The 16920-nt window shown below is 46.1% G+C and carries 14 protein-coding genes; all 14 read left to right on the top strand.

Annotated features, from left to right (window positions below; translation table 11 throughout):
* Positions 1–13: 13 nt before the first annotated feature.
* The 14 genes from thiI to K5677_RS10195 all read left to right on the top strand — a co-directional run bounded on the left by thiI (position 14) and on the right by K5677_RS10195 (position 16905).
* Positions 14–1192, top strand: a complete 1179-nt coding sequence (gene thiI / locus K5677_RS10260; RefSeq protein ID WP_296727609.1) for a tRNA uracil 4-sulfurtransferase ThiI — start codon at positions 14–16, stop codon at positions 1190–1192.
* Between the two features lie 71 nt (positions 1193–1263).
* Positions 1264–1800 carry a CinA family protein gene (locus K5677_RS10255; RefSeq protein ID WP_296727607.1) on the top strand — a complete coding sequence of 179 codons (537 nt, stop codon included), beginning with the start codon at positions 1264–1266 and terminating at the stop codon, positions 1798–1800.
* Positions 1800–3527, top strand: a complete 1728-nt coding sequence (locus K5677_RS10250; protein WP_296727605.1) for a class B sortase — start codon at positions 1800–1802, stop codon at positions 3525–3527. The genes K5677_RS10255 and K5677_RS10250 overlap by 1 nt, the downstream gene beginning before the upstream one ends.
* On the top strand, positions 3524–4477 hold the full coding sequence (locus tag K5677_RS10245; RefSeq protein WP_296727602.1) for a class B sortase: 954 nt from the start codon (positions 3524–3526) through the stop codon (positions 4475–4477). The genes K5677_RS10250 and K5677_RS10245 overlap by 4 nt, the downstream gene beginning before the upstream one ends.
* A 35-nt stretch (positions 4478–4512) precedes the next feature.
* Positions 4513–5811 carry a SpoIID/LytB domain-containing protein gene (locus K5677_RS10240; RefSeq protein WP_296727600.1) on the top strand — a complete coding sequence of 433 codons (1299 nt, stop codon included), beginning with the start codon at positions 4513–4515 and terminating at the stop codon, positions 5809–5811.
* A gap of 413 nt (positions 5812–6224) precedes the next feature.
* On the top strand, positions 6225–6656 hold the full coding sequence (locus K5677_RS10235; protein ID WP_296727598.1) for a division/cell wall cluster transcriptional repressor MraZ: 432 nt from the start codon (positions 6225–6227) through the stop codon (positions 6654–6656).
* Between the two features lie 58 nt (positions 6657–6714).
* Positions 6715–7656: a 16S rRNA (cytosine(1402)-N(4))-methyltransferase RsmH gene (gene rsmH, locus K5677_RS10230; protein ID WP_296727698.1), complete on the top strand. Its 942-nt coding sequence runs from the start codon at positions 6715–6717 to the stop codon at positions 7654–7656.
* The gene (locus K5677_RS10225) at positions 7649–8149 is read left to right on the top strand and encodes a hypothetical protein (protein WP_296727595.1); all 501 of its coding nucleotides are present in this window, start codon (positions 7649–7651) and stop codon (positions 8147–8149) included. The genes rsmH and K5677_RS10225 overlap by 8 nt, the downstream gene beginning before the upstream one ends.
* Before the next feature lie 441 nt (positions 8150–8590).
* Positions 8591–10984 (top strand): penicillin-binding transpeptidase domain-containing protein, encoded by a 2394-nt coding sequence (locus K5677_RS10220; RefSeq protein WP_296727592.1) that lies wholly within the window; start codon positions 8591–8593, stop codon positions 10982–10984.
* A 107-nt stretch (positions 10985–11091) separates the two neighbouring features.
* Entirely contained in the window at positions 11092–12531 is a 1440-nt protein-coding gene (locus K5677_RS10215; protein WP_296727589.1) for a UDP-N-acetylmuramoyl-L-alanyl-D-glutamate--2,6-diaminopimelate ligase, read from the top strand.
* 20 nt (positions 12532–12551) lie between these two features.
* Positions 12552–13589: a phospho-N-acetylmuramoyl-pentapeptide-transferase gene (gene mraY, locus K5677_RS10210; RefSeq protein WP_296727587.1), complete on the top strand. Its 1038-nt coding sequence runs from the start codon at positions 12552–12554 to the stop codon at positions 13587–13589.
* 24 nt (positions 13590–13613) lie between these two features.
* Entirely contained in the window at positions 13614–14894 is a 1281-nt protein-coding gene (locus K5677_RS10205) for a putative peptidoglycan glycosyltransferase FtsW (RefSeq protein WP_296727584.1), read from the top strand.
* 2 nt (positions 14895–14896) lie between these two features.
* On the top strand, positions 14897–16030 hold the full coding sequence (murG, locus tag K5677_RS10200; protein WP_296727582.1) for an undecaprenyldiphospho-muramoylpentapeptide beta-N-acetylglucosaminyltransferase: 1134 nt from the start codon (positions 14897–14899) through the stop codon (positions 16028–16030).
* Positions 16027–16905 carry an alpha/beta hydrolase gene (locus K5677_RS10195; RefSeq protein ID WP_296727581.1) on the top strand — a complete coding sequence of 293 codons (879 nt, stop codon included), beginning with the start codon at positions 16027–16029 and terminating at the stop codon, positions 16903–16905. Before murG ends, K5677_RS10195 begins: the two co-directional genes overlap by 4 nt.
* The last annotated feature ends 15 nt before the right edge of the window (positions 16906–16920 follow it).

Here is a 16920-nt window from a genome sequence, read left to right as displayed (position 1 = left end):
CAGGAGAATAAGAATGAAAGAGTTAATACTTGTAAAATACGGTGAAATGGCACTTAAAGGTCTCAACAAAAAGACTTTTGAGGATATGCTTATAAAGAATATAAAGCGCAGACTGAAGCCGCTTGGCCATTTTCAGCTGACCAGCGCTCAGTCCACAACATACATAACTCCTCTTGATGATGACATCGACCTCAACGAGGCAGCTGACAGAGTCGGCAAGATATTCGGTATCGCTGCTTACTGCCGTGCCTGCGTATGCGAAAAGGATTTCGATGACATCTGCAATAAGAGTTATGAGTATCTTGAAGATGTACTCAGCTGTGCAAAGACCTTCAAGGTAAATGCAAAGCGCTCTGACAAGGCGTTTCCCATGAAGTCTCCTGAGATTTGCATGGAGCTGGGTGGCAAACTGCTGGAGAAGTTCCCGAATCTGTCCGTTGATGTTAAAAATCCGGAAGTTACTGTCACAGTTGAGATACGCGACGAGAACGCTTTTGTTCACGCAGAGAATATCAAGGGAGCAGGCGGACTTCCTGTGGGAAGCAGCGGCAAAGCCATGCTTCTTCTTTCGGGCGGTATCGACAGCCCCGTTGCAGGCTATATGATGGCAAAGCGCGGTATCCACATCGCAGCTATACACTACGTAAGCCCTCCGTATACCTCAGACCGTGCTCAGCTAAAGGTAGAGGAGCTCTGCCGGAAGCTCACTGACTACTGCGGCGGTATCGCATTCTACTGTGTGCCGTTTACCGAGCTTCAGGAGGCTATCAAAGACCACTGCCCCGAGGAGTTCTTTACTATTATAATGAGAAGACTGATGATGGAGATAGCTCAGCGCATCGCCGCTAAGGACAACTGTCTTGCTCTTATCACAGGCGAGAGCGTGGGACAGGTGGCAAGCCAGACAATGGCGGCTATGGTCTGCACAGATGCAGTATGCCGTATCCCTGTGTTCCGTCCCTGTGTAGGCATGGATAAGACTGAGATAATCGAAATTGCACGTAAAATAGATACATTTGATATATCAGTACAGCCCTATGAGGATTGCTGTACCGTTTTCACCCCCCGTCACCCTAAGGTAAGACCTCAGCTTTCTGACATCGAAAAGGCACAGGCAAGCTTTGACTTTGAACCTCTTATACAGAAGGCTGTTGAAAATACCGAGATGAAGACATTTAATTTTGGAGATTGATTTTTTAAGTATTTTACAAATTAATCACCGGATTTTTGTGAAATGTTGACTAAAGAAAGCGTGAGTATTTAGTGGTAAGCAGTAAATTTTCTGAATGTGACACCGAAAAACTTGACAAGACCGTTGAAAATGTTGTAAAATTATTAGAACGAAAGGGTTTGACTATTGCTACAGCAGAGAGCTGTACGGGAGGACTACTTTCGGAGCTTATAACATCAGTATCGGGCGCGTCTGCGGTCTTTGAGCTTGGGATATGCACATATTCTCAGCGGATAAAGACAGAGTTTCTGGGTGTTCCCGCCGAGGTCATACAAGAGTTCGGCGTAGTGAGCGAGGAAACAGCACTGAGCATGGTCAAGGGACTAAAAATACGCTCGGGAGCAGATGTGTGCGTTTCCGTTACGGGTATCGCAGGTCCATCGGGCGGAACTGCGGAAACTCCTGTGGGAACGGTGTATATCGGTTTCGATATCTGCGGCAGTCAGTTTGTACGGCTGCCGGAACTTTGGAGACTGAGCGATATGAGCAGAGATAACATCAGACGATGTGCGGCTGCTTATGCGTTTGGCACCATAAAAAAAATACTGATGGAGGCGAGTAAAGACTGATGAGCGAAAAAATAACCGACGGCAGCTCAGAAGCTCAGCGCAGAGCTGAGAAGATAAAGGCTATCAGAAGGTCTATCCGCAGTGAAGCGGAAGTCGCTCCGATGACTTATGAAAATAAATCAGACAGCGAGCGCTCTGAGAGCATAGCTGACCGCATTGCAAGAGTTAAGGAAAAACACAATGCAACTGCGGCGGATATACTTGATGAGCTCGACAAGGCAATAGCAAGAGAAAAGGCAGACGCAGAAAGATTAGCTGCACAGCAGGCAGAGGCTGAAGCTAATGCTAAGGCAAACGCTTCTCCCGATATCTCTGATATACTCCCTGCACTGGAAACTCCCGCACATGAGGAACTCCAGGAGCTGGCGGAGGAAGTAGCTGAGGACTTCACAGAGGTCAGCAGTGATATCACGGGATATACGGAGGACTTTACCGAGGCGGAGGCAGAGACTGAGGCTTGCGGAGCAGAAATAAACAACGCGTATGCACAAGAGGCAGAGACTGAAAGTGTGACGGAGGAAAAGGACGAGGAAACTATGGTCTTTACTCCGATCGGTCATGCTGCCGAAACAAAACAAGCGGAAGAGCCGATTCGCCCCATACACCGTGTGCGTGAGGACAAAGCTCCTGAGCCAATTATTCGGGCGGCTGCGGAGACGACCTCGGGGAAGAAGAAAAAGCCTTCCAAAAAGAAGAAGAAAAAAACATTTAAACAGCGCCTGCTGGACCTGTTCCCGAAGAAGGGGGACAGGCTCGGCGAGCGCATAAGAAAGATCGTTTTCCTCGGTTCTGTCGTTGCGATAGCTGTCTGCGGCTACATAGTAGGTGACTACTACTATGACCTGTGGTCAAGTAAGCACAAGACAAAGAACCTTATGGAACTTTATGAGGTATACGGAGATCAGGAGGCTCCTAAGGAGGAGCAGCCCATAGATGACCGCATAAGATATCTCGATATGCTGCCCGGCGCACGCAAGCTCTGGGAGCAGAACCATGATATCGTCGGCGTCATCACTATCCCCAATACCCCGATAAATAACCCTGTCATGCAGGCAGAGGACAATTTCAAGTATCTGAACAAGAAGTTCGACCTGTCCGATAACATAGCAGGCGAGCTTTTCCTTGATTACAGGAACCATTTTGATGAGGTCGGCGAGGACGGCTATTTAAAGTGCGAAAACTCGGATAACCTTATCATCTACGGTCATAATATGTACGACGACCAGATGTTTGGCTGCCTGAAGTATTATAACTGGAGAGAGGATTATTACGGATTACACCCCGTTATAAACCTCAGATCAAATTACGAAAACTACAAGTATAAGATATTCGCATTCTTTATTCTTGACGCAGAGGACGAATCGGATACAAAGTTTGATTGCTGGAACAACCTTGACTTCAACAGCGAAGAGGAATTCTACGACTTCGTAAACGAGGCTAAGAGAAGAACGATCCGCCTGAACAATGTGGACGTTAAGTACGGCGATCAGCTGCTTACTCTTTCTACCTGCAACACTACTCTTGCAGATGAGGAAAGAGGCCGTATCATCATAATGGCAAGACGTGTGCGCGAGGGCGAGGATCCCATTGCGGGTACTCAGGACAGTGTGCGCAATCCAAATATTAAATGGCCTAATCTCTATTATGAGAACCATTCGGATGCAAGATATGATCCGAATGCTCCTTTTGAGCCATACGGACCTGCGGAGGCGAAGAATAAACAATGAACAAACCTGTAAAAATAATTTCAGCCTGTGCTGCCTGTGCAGCGGCTGTAGGACTTGGCATCTACGCTGTGGTCATAAGCAAGGACAAGAAAGATGTCCCGATATACAGCGACATAGTCGAGACTACTATAGCTGAGGAGGCAACTACAAAGGCACTTCCCGATGATCTTGCTGATAAGTACGGCTATGTGCCGTCACAACTCGGCATGACGGACAGAGCGAATTCTCTCACTCATGTCAATAGGGATGTAGTAGGCTGGATAAAGGTGGACGGTCTTCAGATCGACTATCCTATAGTCAGGGATCCGGGAGATGTTACTCCTGATATGGCTTTTTACGGCGGAAAGGAATATATGGCGAACTCATACTACCTCGACAACGATCTTTACAGAAAGTATGACGAGAGAGGTTCGATGTTCCTCGATTACCGCGATAATTTCGGCGCTGTTGAAAGCGAACAGTCAGAGAATCAGGTAATATACGGTCATGCATGGTGGAACGGCGAAATGCTGGGCTGCACAAGAGAGTACCGTCTGAATTCCGATTTCTACTGGAAGAATCCTTTTATCCACCTGAGCTCAAATTACAAGGATTACGATTACGTTATTTTTGCTGTTCTTGTTACCAGCGGAACCTATGACGCTACAGACTTCCGCTACTGGAATATGGAAGACCTGAGCTCTGAGGAGGATTTCAATTTCTATATCGACAACTGCAAAAGCCGCTGGCTGTATGATACAGGAGTCGATGTAAAGTACGGCGATAAACTCGTTACCCTGTCTACCTGCTATTCGGACGTGGATAATTCACGTTTCCTCGTTGTGGGCAGACGCCTGAGGGAAGGCGAGGTCGCAGGGGATACCAATTCTATCCAGCGTACAGAGTCCTGGTTACAGGCTCAGAAAGCTAAAGAAGCCGAAAAGGCAGCTGAGGAACAGGCTCAGCAGTAAGCGAACTCTTATATTTTGATATAAAGGAGAGCGTTATGAAGGTACAGACAATGCTTAAACGAGCGGCAGCTGTGGCTTCGGGAGTACTTGTGCTCTCGGCGTCTGTTAGCATGAAAACTGCGGACAGCTCTTCTTCAGCCGAGGAAACTGCGGCTGCGGAAACTGCTGCAACTGAAAGTGAAACAGCTGCGGAAACCGAGACAGCCTCTGAGCTGGCTTCGGAAAACGCAGAGGAAGAGCCAAAAATGCCTGAGGATTGGGAGAAAGCTGATATATGCGACTATGATTCCAGCCTCACTCTTATAAGCTATGAGCTCGCAACGCCTGAAATGGCGAAGGTGGGCGAAGCTGTTGATCCATATGCAGGGCTTTCCGAAGAAGAGCGCAAGGCTCTTGAGGAAACAATTGCCAAGAAAAAGAGCGCGTTGAAAAAAGCAACGCCTACATTATCAAAGAATGCGGCTAAAAGCCGCAGCAAGGAGCCTACAGCCGTCGATCTTAAAACATCGGGTGCAGCAGTAGGTGACATTCCGCCGTCTCAGGAAGGTCAGAGCGTTGAAGCCAAACCCGGTGAATTTGCGTTTGTGACATACGGCTGGGGACACGGAGTCGGTATGAGCCAGAATGGTGCAAACTTCTATGCAAGCTGCGCCGGCTGGACATATCAGGATATACTGTTCCATTATTACCCGGGAACATACCTTATGAATACAGGAATGACCGATGAGGAGGAGCTTACCATTGCTCATGAGCCGGCAGGCGATACTCTCAAGGTCGTATCTGAGATAGTCAACCGAGAGGTGGGCGGAAGCTTCGCTTACGAAGCTATCAAGGCTCAGGCAGTTGCAGTATATACTTATCTAAAGTATAACGGCGACGATTCAAAGGACCTGAGAGGCAAGCCTGATCCTCCGCAGGTAGTCATCGACGCCTGCAATGATGTACTCGGTGAGGCTCTTTACTACGACGGCGATTATGCACTGACAGTATTCTCCGCTTCAAGCGGCGGCTGCTCTGCAAATTGCAGCGACGTATTCTATGAGGATCGTCCGTACCTCAGAAGCGTTCCGAGCGACTATGACGCCGCTTATGACCCGCACTGGGGAACGGTTACATATATGACTGCCGAAACGGTGAAGAAAAAGCTTGAAACAGCTTACAAGATCACTCTTTCGGACGATCCCGCAAACTGGATACAGCCTGTTTACTCAGAAGAGACAGGTTATGTAGTCTCTGTAAACATTGACGGACAGACCACCGCAAAGGGCTATCCCTTCTCGTTGATGATGGGACTTAAATCATCGAAATTCAATCTGACATATACATATGATTGATCTGGCTTAAAGCCAAAATTACATGGAACAAAAGGAATAAGTCTTTGGATAGTGAGGCACAGTCTCATTATATCCGAAGGCTTATTTCTCCTTTTGGGTGAAAAAAGGTGGAGCCGAGAGGTGAAAAAAACCTGATTTTGATCCTGAAAGGTGAAGAAAGGTGAAAAAACTAAAAATATTTTAACAAAGATAAAAACGTTTGTTTCGTTTCTTTCTGACCAATGGTTAATGATTAAACAAAATCCACAAAAAACGCCGATTTTTTTGGGATAATATTGTCACAAACTCCATATTGATTTTCACTCTGAATAATGGTAAAATATGTTTAGGGTGAAAAAAGGTGATTGGATGTGAAATTTTCCAAATTAGGGTGAATCAATCCTAAGGTCAGAGAGAAAGTGAGGCGAAATTCTATGGCAGATCTGTTATGCGGTACCTATTACCCAAGTATAGATCAGAAGGGCCGTATGAGTTTCCCGACTAAGCTCCGCGAAGTACTTGGAGCTGAATTCTACCTCTGTCAGGGACATGATGACTCCTATATCGCCGTTTACTCGCCGGAAGCATTCCAGGAATACTGCGAAAAGCTCAATTCCATACCTGGTAAGAACGGTGCTGACATCAGACGTAAGCTTCTTGCCGGCGCTGATAAGCAGAACCCTGACAAACAGGGACGTATCTTTATCACACAGCAGCTCAGAGATCACGCAGGCATAACCGACGAAGTCGTGGTTATCGGTGCTAATCACAGAGCTGAAATATGGAATAAGTCAAAGTGGGAAGAATTCAACAGCAGTATCTCTCAGGAAGAGATCAACGACGTTCTGTCAGATCTTGTTCTGTGATACAGATGTTTTTATCTTTGTTACCGATGCTTGTCGGAAATAAGGAGAGTTTTGTTTGATGGAATTTACCCATATACCTGTAATGCTTGAGGAATGTATTGAAGGACTGAACATTCGTCCCGACGGTATCTATGTTGACGGTACTGCGGGCGGTGCAGGTCACTCCTCTGCAATAGCCTCTCATTTGAATGAAAATGGAAGGCTGATCGCTCTTGACAGAGATCCCGACGCTGTTGCAATAGCAACTGAGCGCTTGTCGGTCTACAAAAATGCTATGGTGGTTCACAGGAACTATTCAGAGATAAGAGCGGTCCTCGATGAACTTGATATAGACTATGCCGACGGTATCCTTATGGATCTGGGTGTTTCGTCTTTTCAGCTCGATGAGGGAAGCAGAGGCTTCTCGTATCACTCCGATGCTCCGCTCGATATGCGAATGAGTAAGGAGGGAATGAGCGCTGCCGATGTTGTCAATACTTATTCCGAGCAGGAACTGGCAAGGATAATATTTGAGTACGGGGAAGAAAAATTCTCCCGGAAAATTGCCTCAAATATAATCCGTGCAAGAGAAAGCTCGCCGATAAAGACTACGTTGCAGCTGGCTGACATAATAAGAGAAAGCGTTCCACAGAAGGCGAGACGAGAAAAAAACCCATGCAAAAAGACCTTTCAGGCAATAAGAATAGCAGTCAACGGAGAATTTGAGCACCTTGAAAAGGGGCTCGATGACGCATTCCACAGTCTGAGGGCAGGCGGACGCCTTGCGGTTATTACCTTCCATTCCCTTGAAGACAGAATAGTAAAGAAAAAATTTGCGGAATGGTGCAAAGGCTGTATTTGTCCACCGGATTTTCCCCAGTGTGTATGCGGACATAAGCCGCAGGGGAAACTTGTAAACAGAAAGCCATTAGAGGCTAAAGAAAAGGAACTCGAAAGAAACAACAGAAGCAGAAGCGCAAAGCTCAGAATAATAGAAAGGAGTGCGGAAAGCAATGGCTGAAAACACTGTACGCTATTATATGGATGAAAGCTATGACGATGCCGATTCGGACGAGATGACCGAAGCAGGTGATGCTATGCATAACGACTCTGAGCAGAAGCCCGAGATACAGATGAGAAAGACCGAGGCAAGAACTGGTTCGGTATTCAAGATAATTTGTGTATCATTGCTGGCTGCCGCACTGCTGGGCTCGGTTATCTACTCTCTTGATAAGAGAAATACGGCATACAACAAGGTGTCAGCTCTTCAGGAGAAGCTTGATAGCGTAGCAGCCGAAAACGTAAGACTCCAGTCTGAACTTGACGGGAAAATGTCGGCTAAGAGCATAGAAGAATATGCCAAGTCGCTTGGAATGGAAAAGATAGATTCCACACAGATAAAATATATCCAGATTCAGACAGGTGATGTCGTTACTATTCCAGAGCAGGAAAAAGGAATTATGGCGAAAATTAAGTCCTTTTTTGATGAATGCGTGGAATATTTCAGAGGGTAGTACCAATATATATATAACAAAAGGGCTGCCCGCATAATTAATGAATACTATCGGCGACGAAAAAATATATAAATGCCGAGGTTATATGTAGAACACGGAGATACAGCGGGTGATCGGAATATCGGATATGCAGTTCCCGGGCTCCGGGCGATAGAGCTCGGGGACGGTATGTCCACGCTTGAATAGCGATAAATCCTTCGTCGTATCAAAACAAAAGGACATCCTGAAAAGATAAATAAGATGTTCAGAGGCGGGGCACATTACAACCCTGCCCTTTTTATTTATATAAATAATGACATCAATAAACTGACGTTCAATATATTAATGATTTAAAGTGCCTTACGCATCTGCAAACTAAAGCTTGCTGAGTGCGGACGGCAAACAGCAAACGCCGAATGTTTTACCGTTTGCTATAGATTGTCACGGAAAGGAAGTTTCTCGGTGATAAATACAAATCCCTCAAATGCAATGAGGTTCAGATCAAAGATAGTAATGACTGCCGCCTTCAGTGTGCTTTTTGCGGCTGTAGCAGGCAATTTTTTCAAAATATCAGTTCTCGACAATAAAAAGTATCAGAATATGGCTAACGATCAGCATTTTGGCTCGGTAAGCATATCAGCCCACAGAGGCTCGATTTATGATACAAATGGTATCGCTTTTGCCAAAAGTGCTACCGTTTATAAGATTTTCATTGACCCTAAGAGCTTCAAGGAGGACCTTGAAAGTCTTGGAAAGCTTATAGAAAAACGTAAGATAGATATAGCCAACGGTGTGTATACTCCGGTTCTTGATGAGAATGGGGTTGACAAGAACCAGCTTCCGTCTTCCATCGAGGAATTCAAGCACGAAGCAGTAAGCTTTCTGGCGACAAAGCTTGGCATATCTGTTGATGAGGTAATAAAGGCTATCGATCAGGACACCCAGTATATAGTGCTTAAAGAACAGGTGGAAAAGCCTGTTGCTGACGAGATAGATGATTATTTCAACGAGTGGGGCTTCGTTTCGGTCAGAAACGAGGAGGATACAAAGCGCTATTATCCTCAGAAGGACCTTGCCGCTTCTGTTATCGGCTTTACTAACGGAAATATATCATATGGTGTTGAGTCATCATATGACGAGTATCTCTCGGGAGTTGACGGCAGGACCATTTCTGCTGTTGATTCAAATGGAAACGCTCTCCCTTACAGGTATTCCAAGACCTTTGAGCCTAAGGAGGGCAACGACGTATACCTGACTATCGACAGAGAGATACAGTATATACTGGAAAAGAACTTAGAGGAAATGGTAAGGACGCATTACGTCAAGAACCGTGCCTGCGCTATTCTTATGAATCCTAAAACAGGCGCTATCTACGGTATGGCTACATATCCGTCCTTTGACCTCAATGATCCCTTTACGGTAACGGATCAGACTATATACGATAAGATATTCGCTGAAAAGAATATCGTCGAACCAACGAAAAAGGATTTTGACGATTATTATACCGAAGCCAGAGAGCGTATGTGGAAGAATAAGTGCATAACCGAGACCTATGAGCCCGGTTCTGTATACAAGGTCATAACAAGCTCTGCGGCTATTGAGGAAAATGTAATAGATATTGAGCATGACAGCTTCTACTGCGAGGGCTTCAAGAAATTTGAAGGTCATAAGGCTAACATCGACTGCTGGAAGCTTGCTCCCGGTCACGGAATGCAGACCTTCCAGGAGGCTCTTACAAACTCCTGTAACCCTGCATTCATGGATATAGGTGCAAAGCTGGGCAAGGAGAAATTTTGCTATTACTTTGACGCATTCGGTTTCAGAGAGCCTACAGGTATTGATCTGCCTGTTGAGGTAGGCGGAAACAATATCCAGGCGGATAAAATGTCGCCTGTCGATCTTGCAGTTAGCTCTTTCGGACAGTGCGAGACTATTACTCCTATGGAAATGATAACAGCCTGCTGTGCATCTATAAACGGCGGTTATCTGCTAAAGCCTTATGTAGTTGATAAGGTTGTGGACAGCGACGGCAATATCGTTCTCAAAAACGAGCGCACCGTAAGAAGACAGGTAATTTCCGAGGATACCTCGGCTAAGATGAGAAATGCTCTTTATAACGTTGTTGTCGGCAACGGCGCAGGCAATGTTAATATCAAGGGCTACGCTATCGGCGGTAAATCAGGTACATCTCAGCGACTCAGCGAGACCTCACGTTACGAGGAGATAAAGGAGCAGGAGGACGCTACTCTACAGGAATACGGTGCTTCATATGTGTGCTTTACACCTGCGGATGATCCCGAGCTGATACTCTTTGTACTGGCAGATATGCCTGACAAGTCCAATGACGGATATTACGGAAGCAAGTGCGCTGTGCCTACTGCACGAGATATTCTCACAGAGGTCCTGCCTTATCTTGGCAAGAGCCCTGAGTATAACGAGCAGGAGCTCAAAAATCTCGATGTAAAGGTCCCGCTCCTCAAGGGCGCAAGCATTGATGACGCTATAAAGACTCTTGACGGCATGGGCGTTAAGTACGAAAAGATAGGCAACGGTATCGAGGTAGTTGATCAGTCTCCGATGACGGGTAAGGCTATCGCTAAGGACGGCTGTGTTTACCTTTACACTGAAAAGGTGAGTTACGCTGATACTCTTGTAACAGTGCCTTATCTCTACGGCTGCTCACCCAGCGTTGCAAATCAGATAATCAACGACAGCGGTCTGAACTATACCACAAAGGGCGCTTCTGTCGAGCGTGACGGCGCTACGGTAAACAGTCAGTCCATTCAGGAGGGAAAACAGGTGCCGAGAGGTACTACAATAGAGCTTGAATTTATGGTCAATGAGATCAGCGACTAAAAATACTCTCTATATATGCTCCCAAAAGTCATATTTTTCAATGCATATACGTTGAAACAGATAGAAATAATTAATATTTAACAAAAAAAGAACAGGAGGCAGACATAATGAAATTACGCGATCTTATCGAAAACAACGCCGTTACTGCTATAGGCGATACCGAGATAAGCTCTGTCACGGACGATACACGCAAGGTCACCGAGGGAAGCCTCTTTGTATGCGTAAAGGGCGGCAGCTTCGACGGACACACAGCGGCAGCGGAAATGCTGGAAAAAGGCGCAGCAGCTGTAGTGTGTGAGCGCGATCTCGGGCTCGGAGACAGACAGATAATCACTGAAAACTCCAGAAAGCTCTACGGTCAGATTTGTTCTGCATGGTTCGGCCATCCTGAGCGCAGACTGAAAATGATAGGTGTTACGGGAACTAACGGAAAAACTACTATCACTAATGTAATAAAGCATATCCTTATGAGGAACGGGCATAAAACGGGGCTCGTAGGTACGATACAGAACGAAATAGGAGATGAGATACTCCACACCGACAACACAACTCCGATGGCGTATGATTTCATGGGGCTGCTGGCAAAAATGGCAGATGCGGGATGTGAGTATGTTGTCATGGAGGTCTCCTCCTTCGGTCTGTGTCAGTACAGGATAGGCTCGTCATACTTTGATGTGGCTGTGTTCACTAATCTTACGCAGGATCATCTTGATTACCACAAGGATATGGAGGAGTACTATCAGGCAAAGAAAATGCTCTTTGACATATGTGACTGCGCTGTTATCAATGCGGACGACGACTACGGCAGAAGGCTGTTCGGCGAGGTGAACTGCAAGAGATTGGGATTCAGCGTCAGAGAAAATGCGGATTTTTATGCCGACGGAATAAAAATAAAGTCCACTGGTTCAAGCTTCTGGTTCTGCAACGGTGATAAGTCTCATCTTGTAAAGACGAGAATGCCGGGACTTTTCAATGTATCGAATATTACGGCGGCAATTGCTGCCTGTCTCGAAGCAGGTCTCACTATTGAGAATATTATCCCTGCTGTTGAGGAATATAATGGAGTAAAGGGACGCTGTGAGGTAATACCTACAGGCCGTGACTTTACTGTTATCTGCGACTATGCACATACTCCCGATGCTCTTGAAAATATTCTCAGAAGCGTCAGGGAATACACGGAAAACGACCTTATCTGCCTTTTCGGCTGCGGAGGTAACCGCGACGCGGCTAAGCGCCCGAAAATGGCAAGAGCTGCTGCAAAATATGCCGATAAGCTCATTGTTACATCGGATAATCCCCGAAATGAGGAGCCTGAGGCTATCATCAAGGATATTCTTGCAGGGCTTGAAGGTTCAGATGTGAACTATGATGTTGTAGTTGACAGAAAAGAAGCGATTTTTCATGCCTTGAAAATTGCTGAGAAAGGTGATATAATAGTACTTGCCGGCAAGGGGCATGAGGATTATCAGATACTTGCAGGCATGGAGCACATACACTTCGACGAGCGTGAGATAGTCGCTGAAGGTCTGAAGCTCCTCAATAAATAAAACTGGAGTTGTTATTTTAAATGTCTTTCTGGATCATAAATCTTGTAACTGCACTTTTATCATTCGTTATTGCAGGAGTTTCGGGTATATTCCTTGTACCCTTCTTGCATAAGATAAAATTCGGTCAGCCCATAAAGACCGTTGACGGCCCTAAGTGGCATGAGAAAAAACAGGGAACTCCCACAATGGGCGGATTCATGTTCATAATCTCAACTGTGATAACTTCTATTGCAGGATATTGGATATACAGGTGGAAAACAGGAGTTGACACAACGGATAAGGCGAGCTTCAAGCCGTTTTATCTGCTGCTGGCGGTATTGCTTTTCTCCGCAGCATTCGGCGTTATCGGCTTTATCGATGACTATACAAAGGTTGCCAGAAAGAACAACGACGGACTTACAGCATGGCAGAAAATAGCCTTACAGTTAGTTGTATCCGTGGGCTTTCTTGCTGCGGTACACTTCTTCGGTGACGGTGCTGCAAGTATCGACCTGGGCTTCTGGAAAAGCCCCTCACTGGGAATATTCTATTATATATTGATGATACCTGTGATAATTTACCTTACAAACGCGGTAAACCTCACAGACGGAGTAGACGGACTCTGCGGCTCGGTGACATTTGTAGCTATGCTGATATTCACCGTATGCTGCTCTATCCTTAAACAGAACGAGATGACCTGCTTCACTATGGCACTTGCAGGCGGCTGTCTTGGTTTCCTGCTCTGGAATCTCAATCCGGCAAAGTGCTTCATGGGTGATACCGGTTCGATGTTTCTCGGTGCAGCCGTAACAGGCATAGGACTTATACTTCACAAGCACCTGCTGCTTCTTCTTGTTGCTCTCGTGTACATCATCGAGGCGCTTTCTGTTGTTATACAGGTCAGCTATTTCAAGTACACAAAGAAGAAGTACGGAGAGGGCAAGCGTATCTTCAAGATGACACCTATCCACCACCACTTTGAGATGAGCGGCTTCAGCGAGTACAAAATAGTGATAACTTTCTCGCTCTGCGGCATTATTTTCGGAGTTCTGGGCATAATTACACTGTTAGTTTTCTGAATCCCATATATTTAAGGAGAAAAAATGGCGTCAAGCAATTCACAGACAAAAAGCCGCTTTGCCAAGTATAATCCATTTTCGGGCGGCAAGCGGGGAGACCTGAGCCTTTCGTTCTTCGCTTATGTTATGATACTGCTTGTAGTGGGTATCGTAATGATGTCCTCGGCAAGCTATGCGTGGGCATACAGCGAGCACGGCGGCGACGGTCTGTTTTATGCAAAAAAACAAGCGAAAAATGCCATTATCGGCTTTGTCGCTATGCTTTTTTTTATGAAAATGGACTATCATAACTTCAAGAACCTGAAGCTTCCGATACTTAAAAAGCTCAATATCGCAAGTCTTATGTATATAATCGGCGCAGCACTGCTGATAGCCGTTCTTTTTATAGGTAACGATGAGGGCGGTTCAATGGGCGCACGGCGCTGGATAGATATTGGTCCTCTCAATCTTCAGCCGTCTGAGGTGGCGAAGCTGGCACTCATCATATTCTTTGCCTACAGCATGGAGCGCGACGGTAAGAAGATGAATACCTTCAAGACCGGTATCATCAAGTATTCGGTGATCCTGGGCTTGTATGTGCTGCTCATAGGTCTTGAGAAGCACATCTCGGGTATCATTCTTATCAGCACTATCGCCGTAGCTTTGATACTCTGCGGCGGAGTAAACAAGAAATACTTCATTGGTCTCGGTGCAGCAGTTCTTGGACTGGCGATTGCCTATATCTCATGGCAGGCACAGGTCCCGGGAAGCTATGTTGCTGTTCGTATAAAGTCATGGCAGAACCCATTTGCTGATAAGCTGGGCGATACATGGCAGACTGCAAACTCACTTATCGCTATTGGCTCGGGCGGACTTTTCGGTCTCGGACTGGGCAACTCCCGTCAGAAGTATCTCTACCTCCCCGAGACAAAGAACGACTTTGTTTTCCCAATTGTCTGCGAGGAGCTTGGCTTCGCAGGCGCTCTTGCGATAATAATCGTATTCTTCCTTCTTATAGTTGAAGGCTATTCTATCGCAGTCCGCTGCAAGGACCGCTTTGGTATGCTCATTGCAGTTGGTATCACTACTCAGATAGGCATACAGACTGTCCTCAACCTTGCTGTTGTAAGCAATCTCATACCGAATACAGGTATCAGCCTTCCGTTTTTCAGCTACGGAGGTACGGCACTTATAATGCAGCTGGCTGAAATGGGTATCATGCTGAATATATCTCAGCACAGATATTATCCCGATGAAAAGCCTAAGCAGAAAAAGACTAAGAAACCGGCACAGACCAGTCCAAAGGCTGAGCCGAAAGGAGCATAAGCATGAGAGTTCTAATTGCCTGCGGAGGCACAGGCGGTCATATAAATCCAGGTCTTGCCATTGCTGATATAATAAAAAGCAAATATCCCGATGCAGAGTTCCTGTTTGCAGGTACTCCAAAGGGTATGGAGTCAAAGCTTGTACCGAAGGCAGGCTATAAGCTTGAAACTATCAAGGTGGCAGGCTTTCAGAGAAAAATATCCCTTGAAAATATCGGCAGGAATGCTAAGGCACTTGCCTATCTTGTGACCTCCGGAAAGAGGGCAAAGCAGATAATCGAGGGCTTCAAGCCCGATATAGCTATCGGCACAGGCGGCTATGCGGCAGGTCCCGTTATCCGCAAGGCAGCAAGAATGGGTATCCCTACTGCTATCCATGAACAGAATGCCTACCCGGGCGTGACAAACAAGCTCCTCTCGAAAGAGGTTGACTACGTTATGCTGACCGTTGAGGAAGCTCTGAAATTCATGGACAGTAGCAAGTTCGAGTACAGCGTTACGGGGCTCCCCGTAAGAAGCAATATCAATACCATGAGCCGCGATGAGGCAAGAAAGAAGCTGGGCTTCGACGACAGCTTTACAATACTCTCATTCGGCGGAAGTCTCGGTGCAGGCTGTATCAACGATACCATGACCGAGGTCATCAAGTGGCACACAGGCAAAAAGCTGGCTATAAACCACATTCACGGCTACGGCGGCATGGGGAAGGAGACCTTCCATCAGGCTATGAAAGCCGCTGGTATACCGCTGAAAAGCGACCGTCTGCGTATAACCGAGTACATAAACGATATGGACGTATGTCTTGCGGCGGCTGACCTTGTTATCTGCCGCTCGGGAGCTTCTACCCTTGCTGAGCTTGAAGCCGCAGGAAAGGCTTCAATACTTATTCCGTCTCCTATCGTTGCAGGAAATCACCAGTATCATAATGCTATGGTGCTCGGAAATGCAGGATCTGCTGTAGTTATCGAGCAGAAGGATGTTACCAACGAGAAAATGATAGCCGAGATAGAAAAGCTATACAATGACTCGGCAAAGGTAAAGGAAATGTCCGCAAGTGCGGCAAAGCTCCACCTTACAGATACAAATGAGAGAATATTGGCAGTAATTGATAAGCTTATTGAAAAGAGAAAAAAATGAACTACGAAAACAAAGTAAAGGTCGGCGATACCGCTCTAAATGTCTATACAGAGGGCGGTGGCGAAGTTACCATAGTATTTATGGCAGGCAACGGCGTAACCTGTCCAGTGCTTGAGTATAAGCCGATATATAGAAGAATGTCAGCGAAATACCGCATTGCGGTTATTGAGAAGGCAGGCTATGGTTTCAGCGGCAGTGCAAAAACTCCGCGCACTATTGAAAATCTCGTTTCTGAGGACAGAGAAGCACTGCGTAAGGCAGGTCTTGAACCGCCATACGTGCTTGCTGCGCATTCTTACTCAGGATTTGAGGCTGTATACTGGGCGAATACATATCCCGATGAGGTGAAAGCCGTGCTCAGTATGGATATGGGCATACCTGATATGGCTGTTAAGCAGGCTGAAGAAGTCGGTGAGGAAAAGCGCTGCGGTATGGTGAAAAAACAGGCTAAGCTCATGGAAAAGGTAGCAAAAGGCGGATTTATAACGAAGCTGCTGAAAAACAGGCTTGAAAATGTATCGGGACTTCTCAGCGGCAGTGAGCTTACCGATGATGAAAAGAAGATATACCGTGAATTGTTTTATAAAAACATCGCGCACGGCGAGTATGCCGACGAAGGGATCCAGATGACAGAAAATGCGCGTAAAGCGCAGAGTACTGGCATTTTGAAATGTCCATGCTGTTTTTTCATAAGCGACATGAAAACCCTTGCCAAAAATATCTCATGGCGGCAGGCGGGAACTGAATACGCTGAGAAATGCAGCGGAGAGGTGCACCTATCCGACAAGGGACACTTTATGTATGCCGTTATTCCTGATGAGATGTCTGAGACATTTGACAGATTTCTCATAAAGCATAATATATCACAGAAGTAACAGAAAAACCTCTTA

Source organism: Ruminococcus sp., from assembly GCF_024684275.1.
Note: the sequence above shows the minus strand (reverse complement) of the source record. Positions and strands in the feature narration are given on the sequence as shown.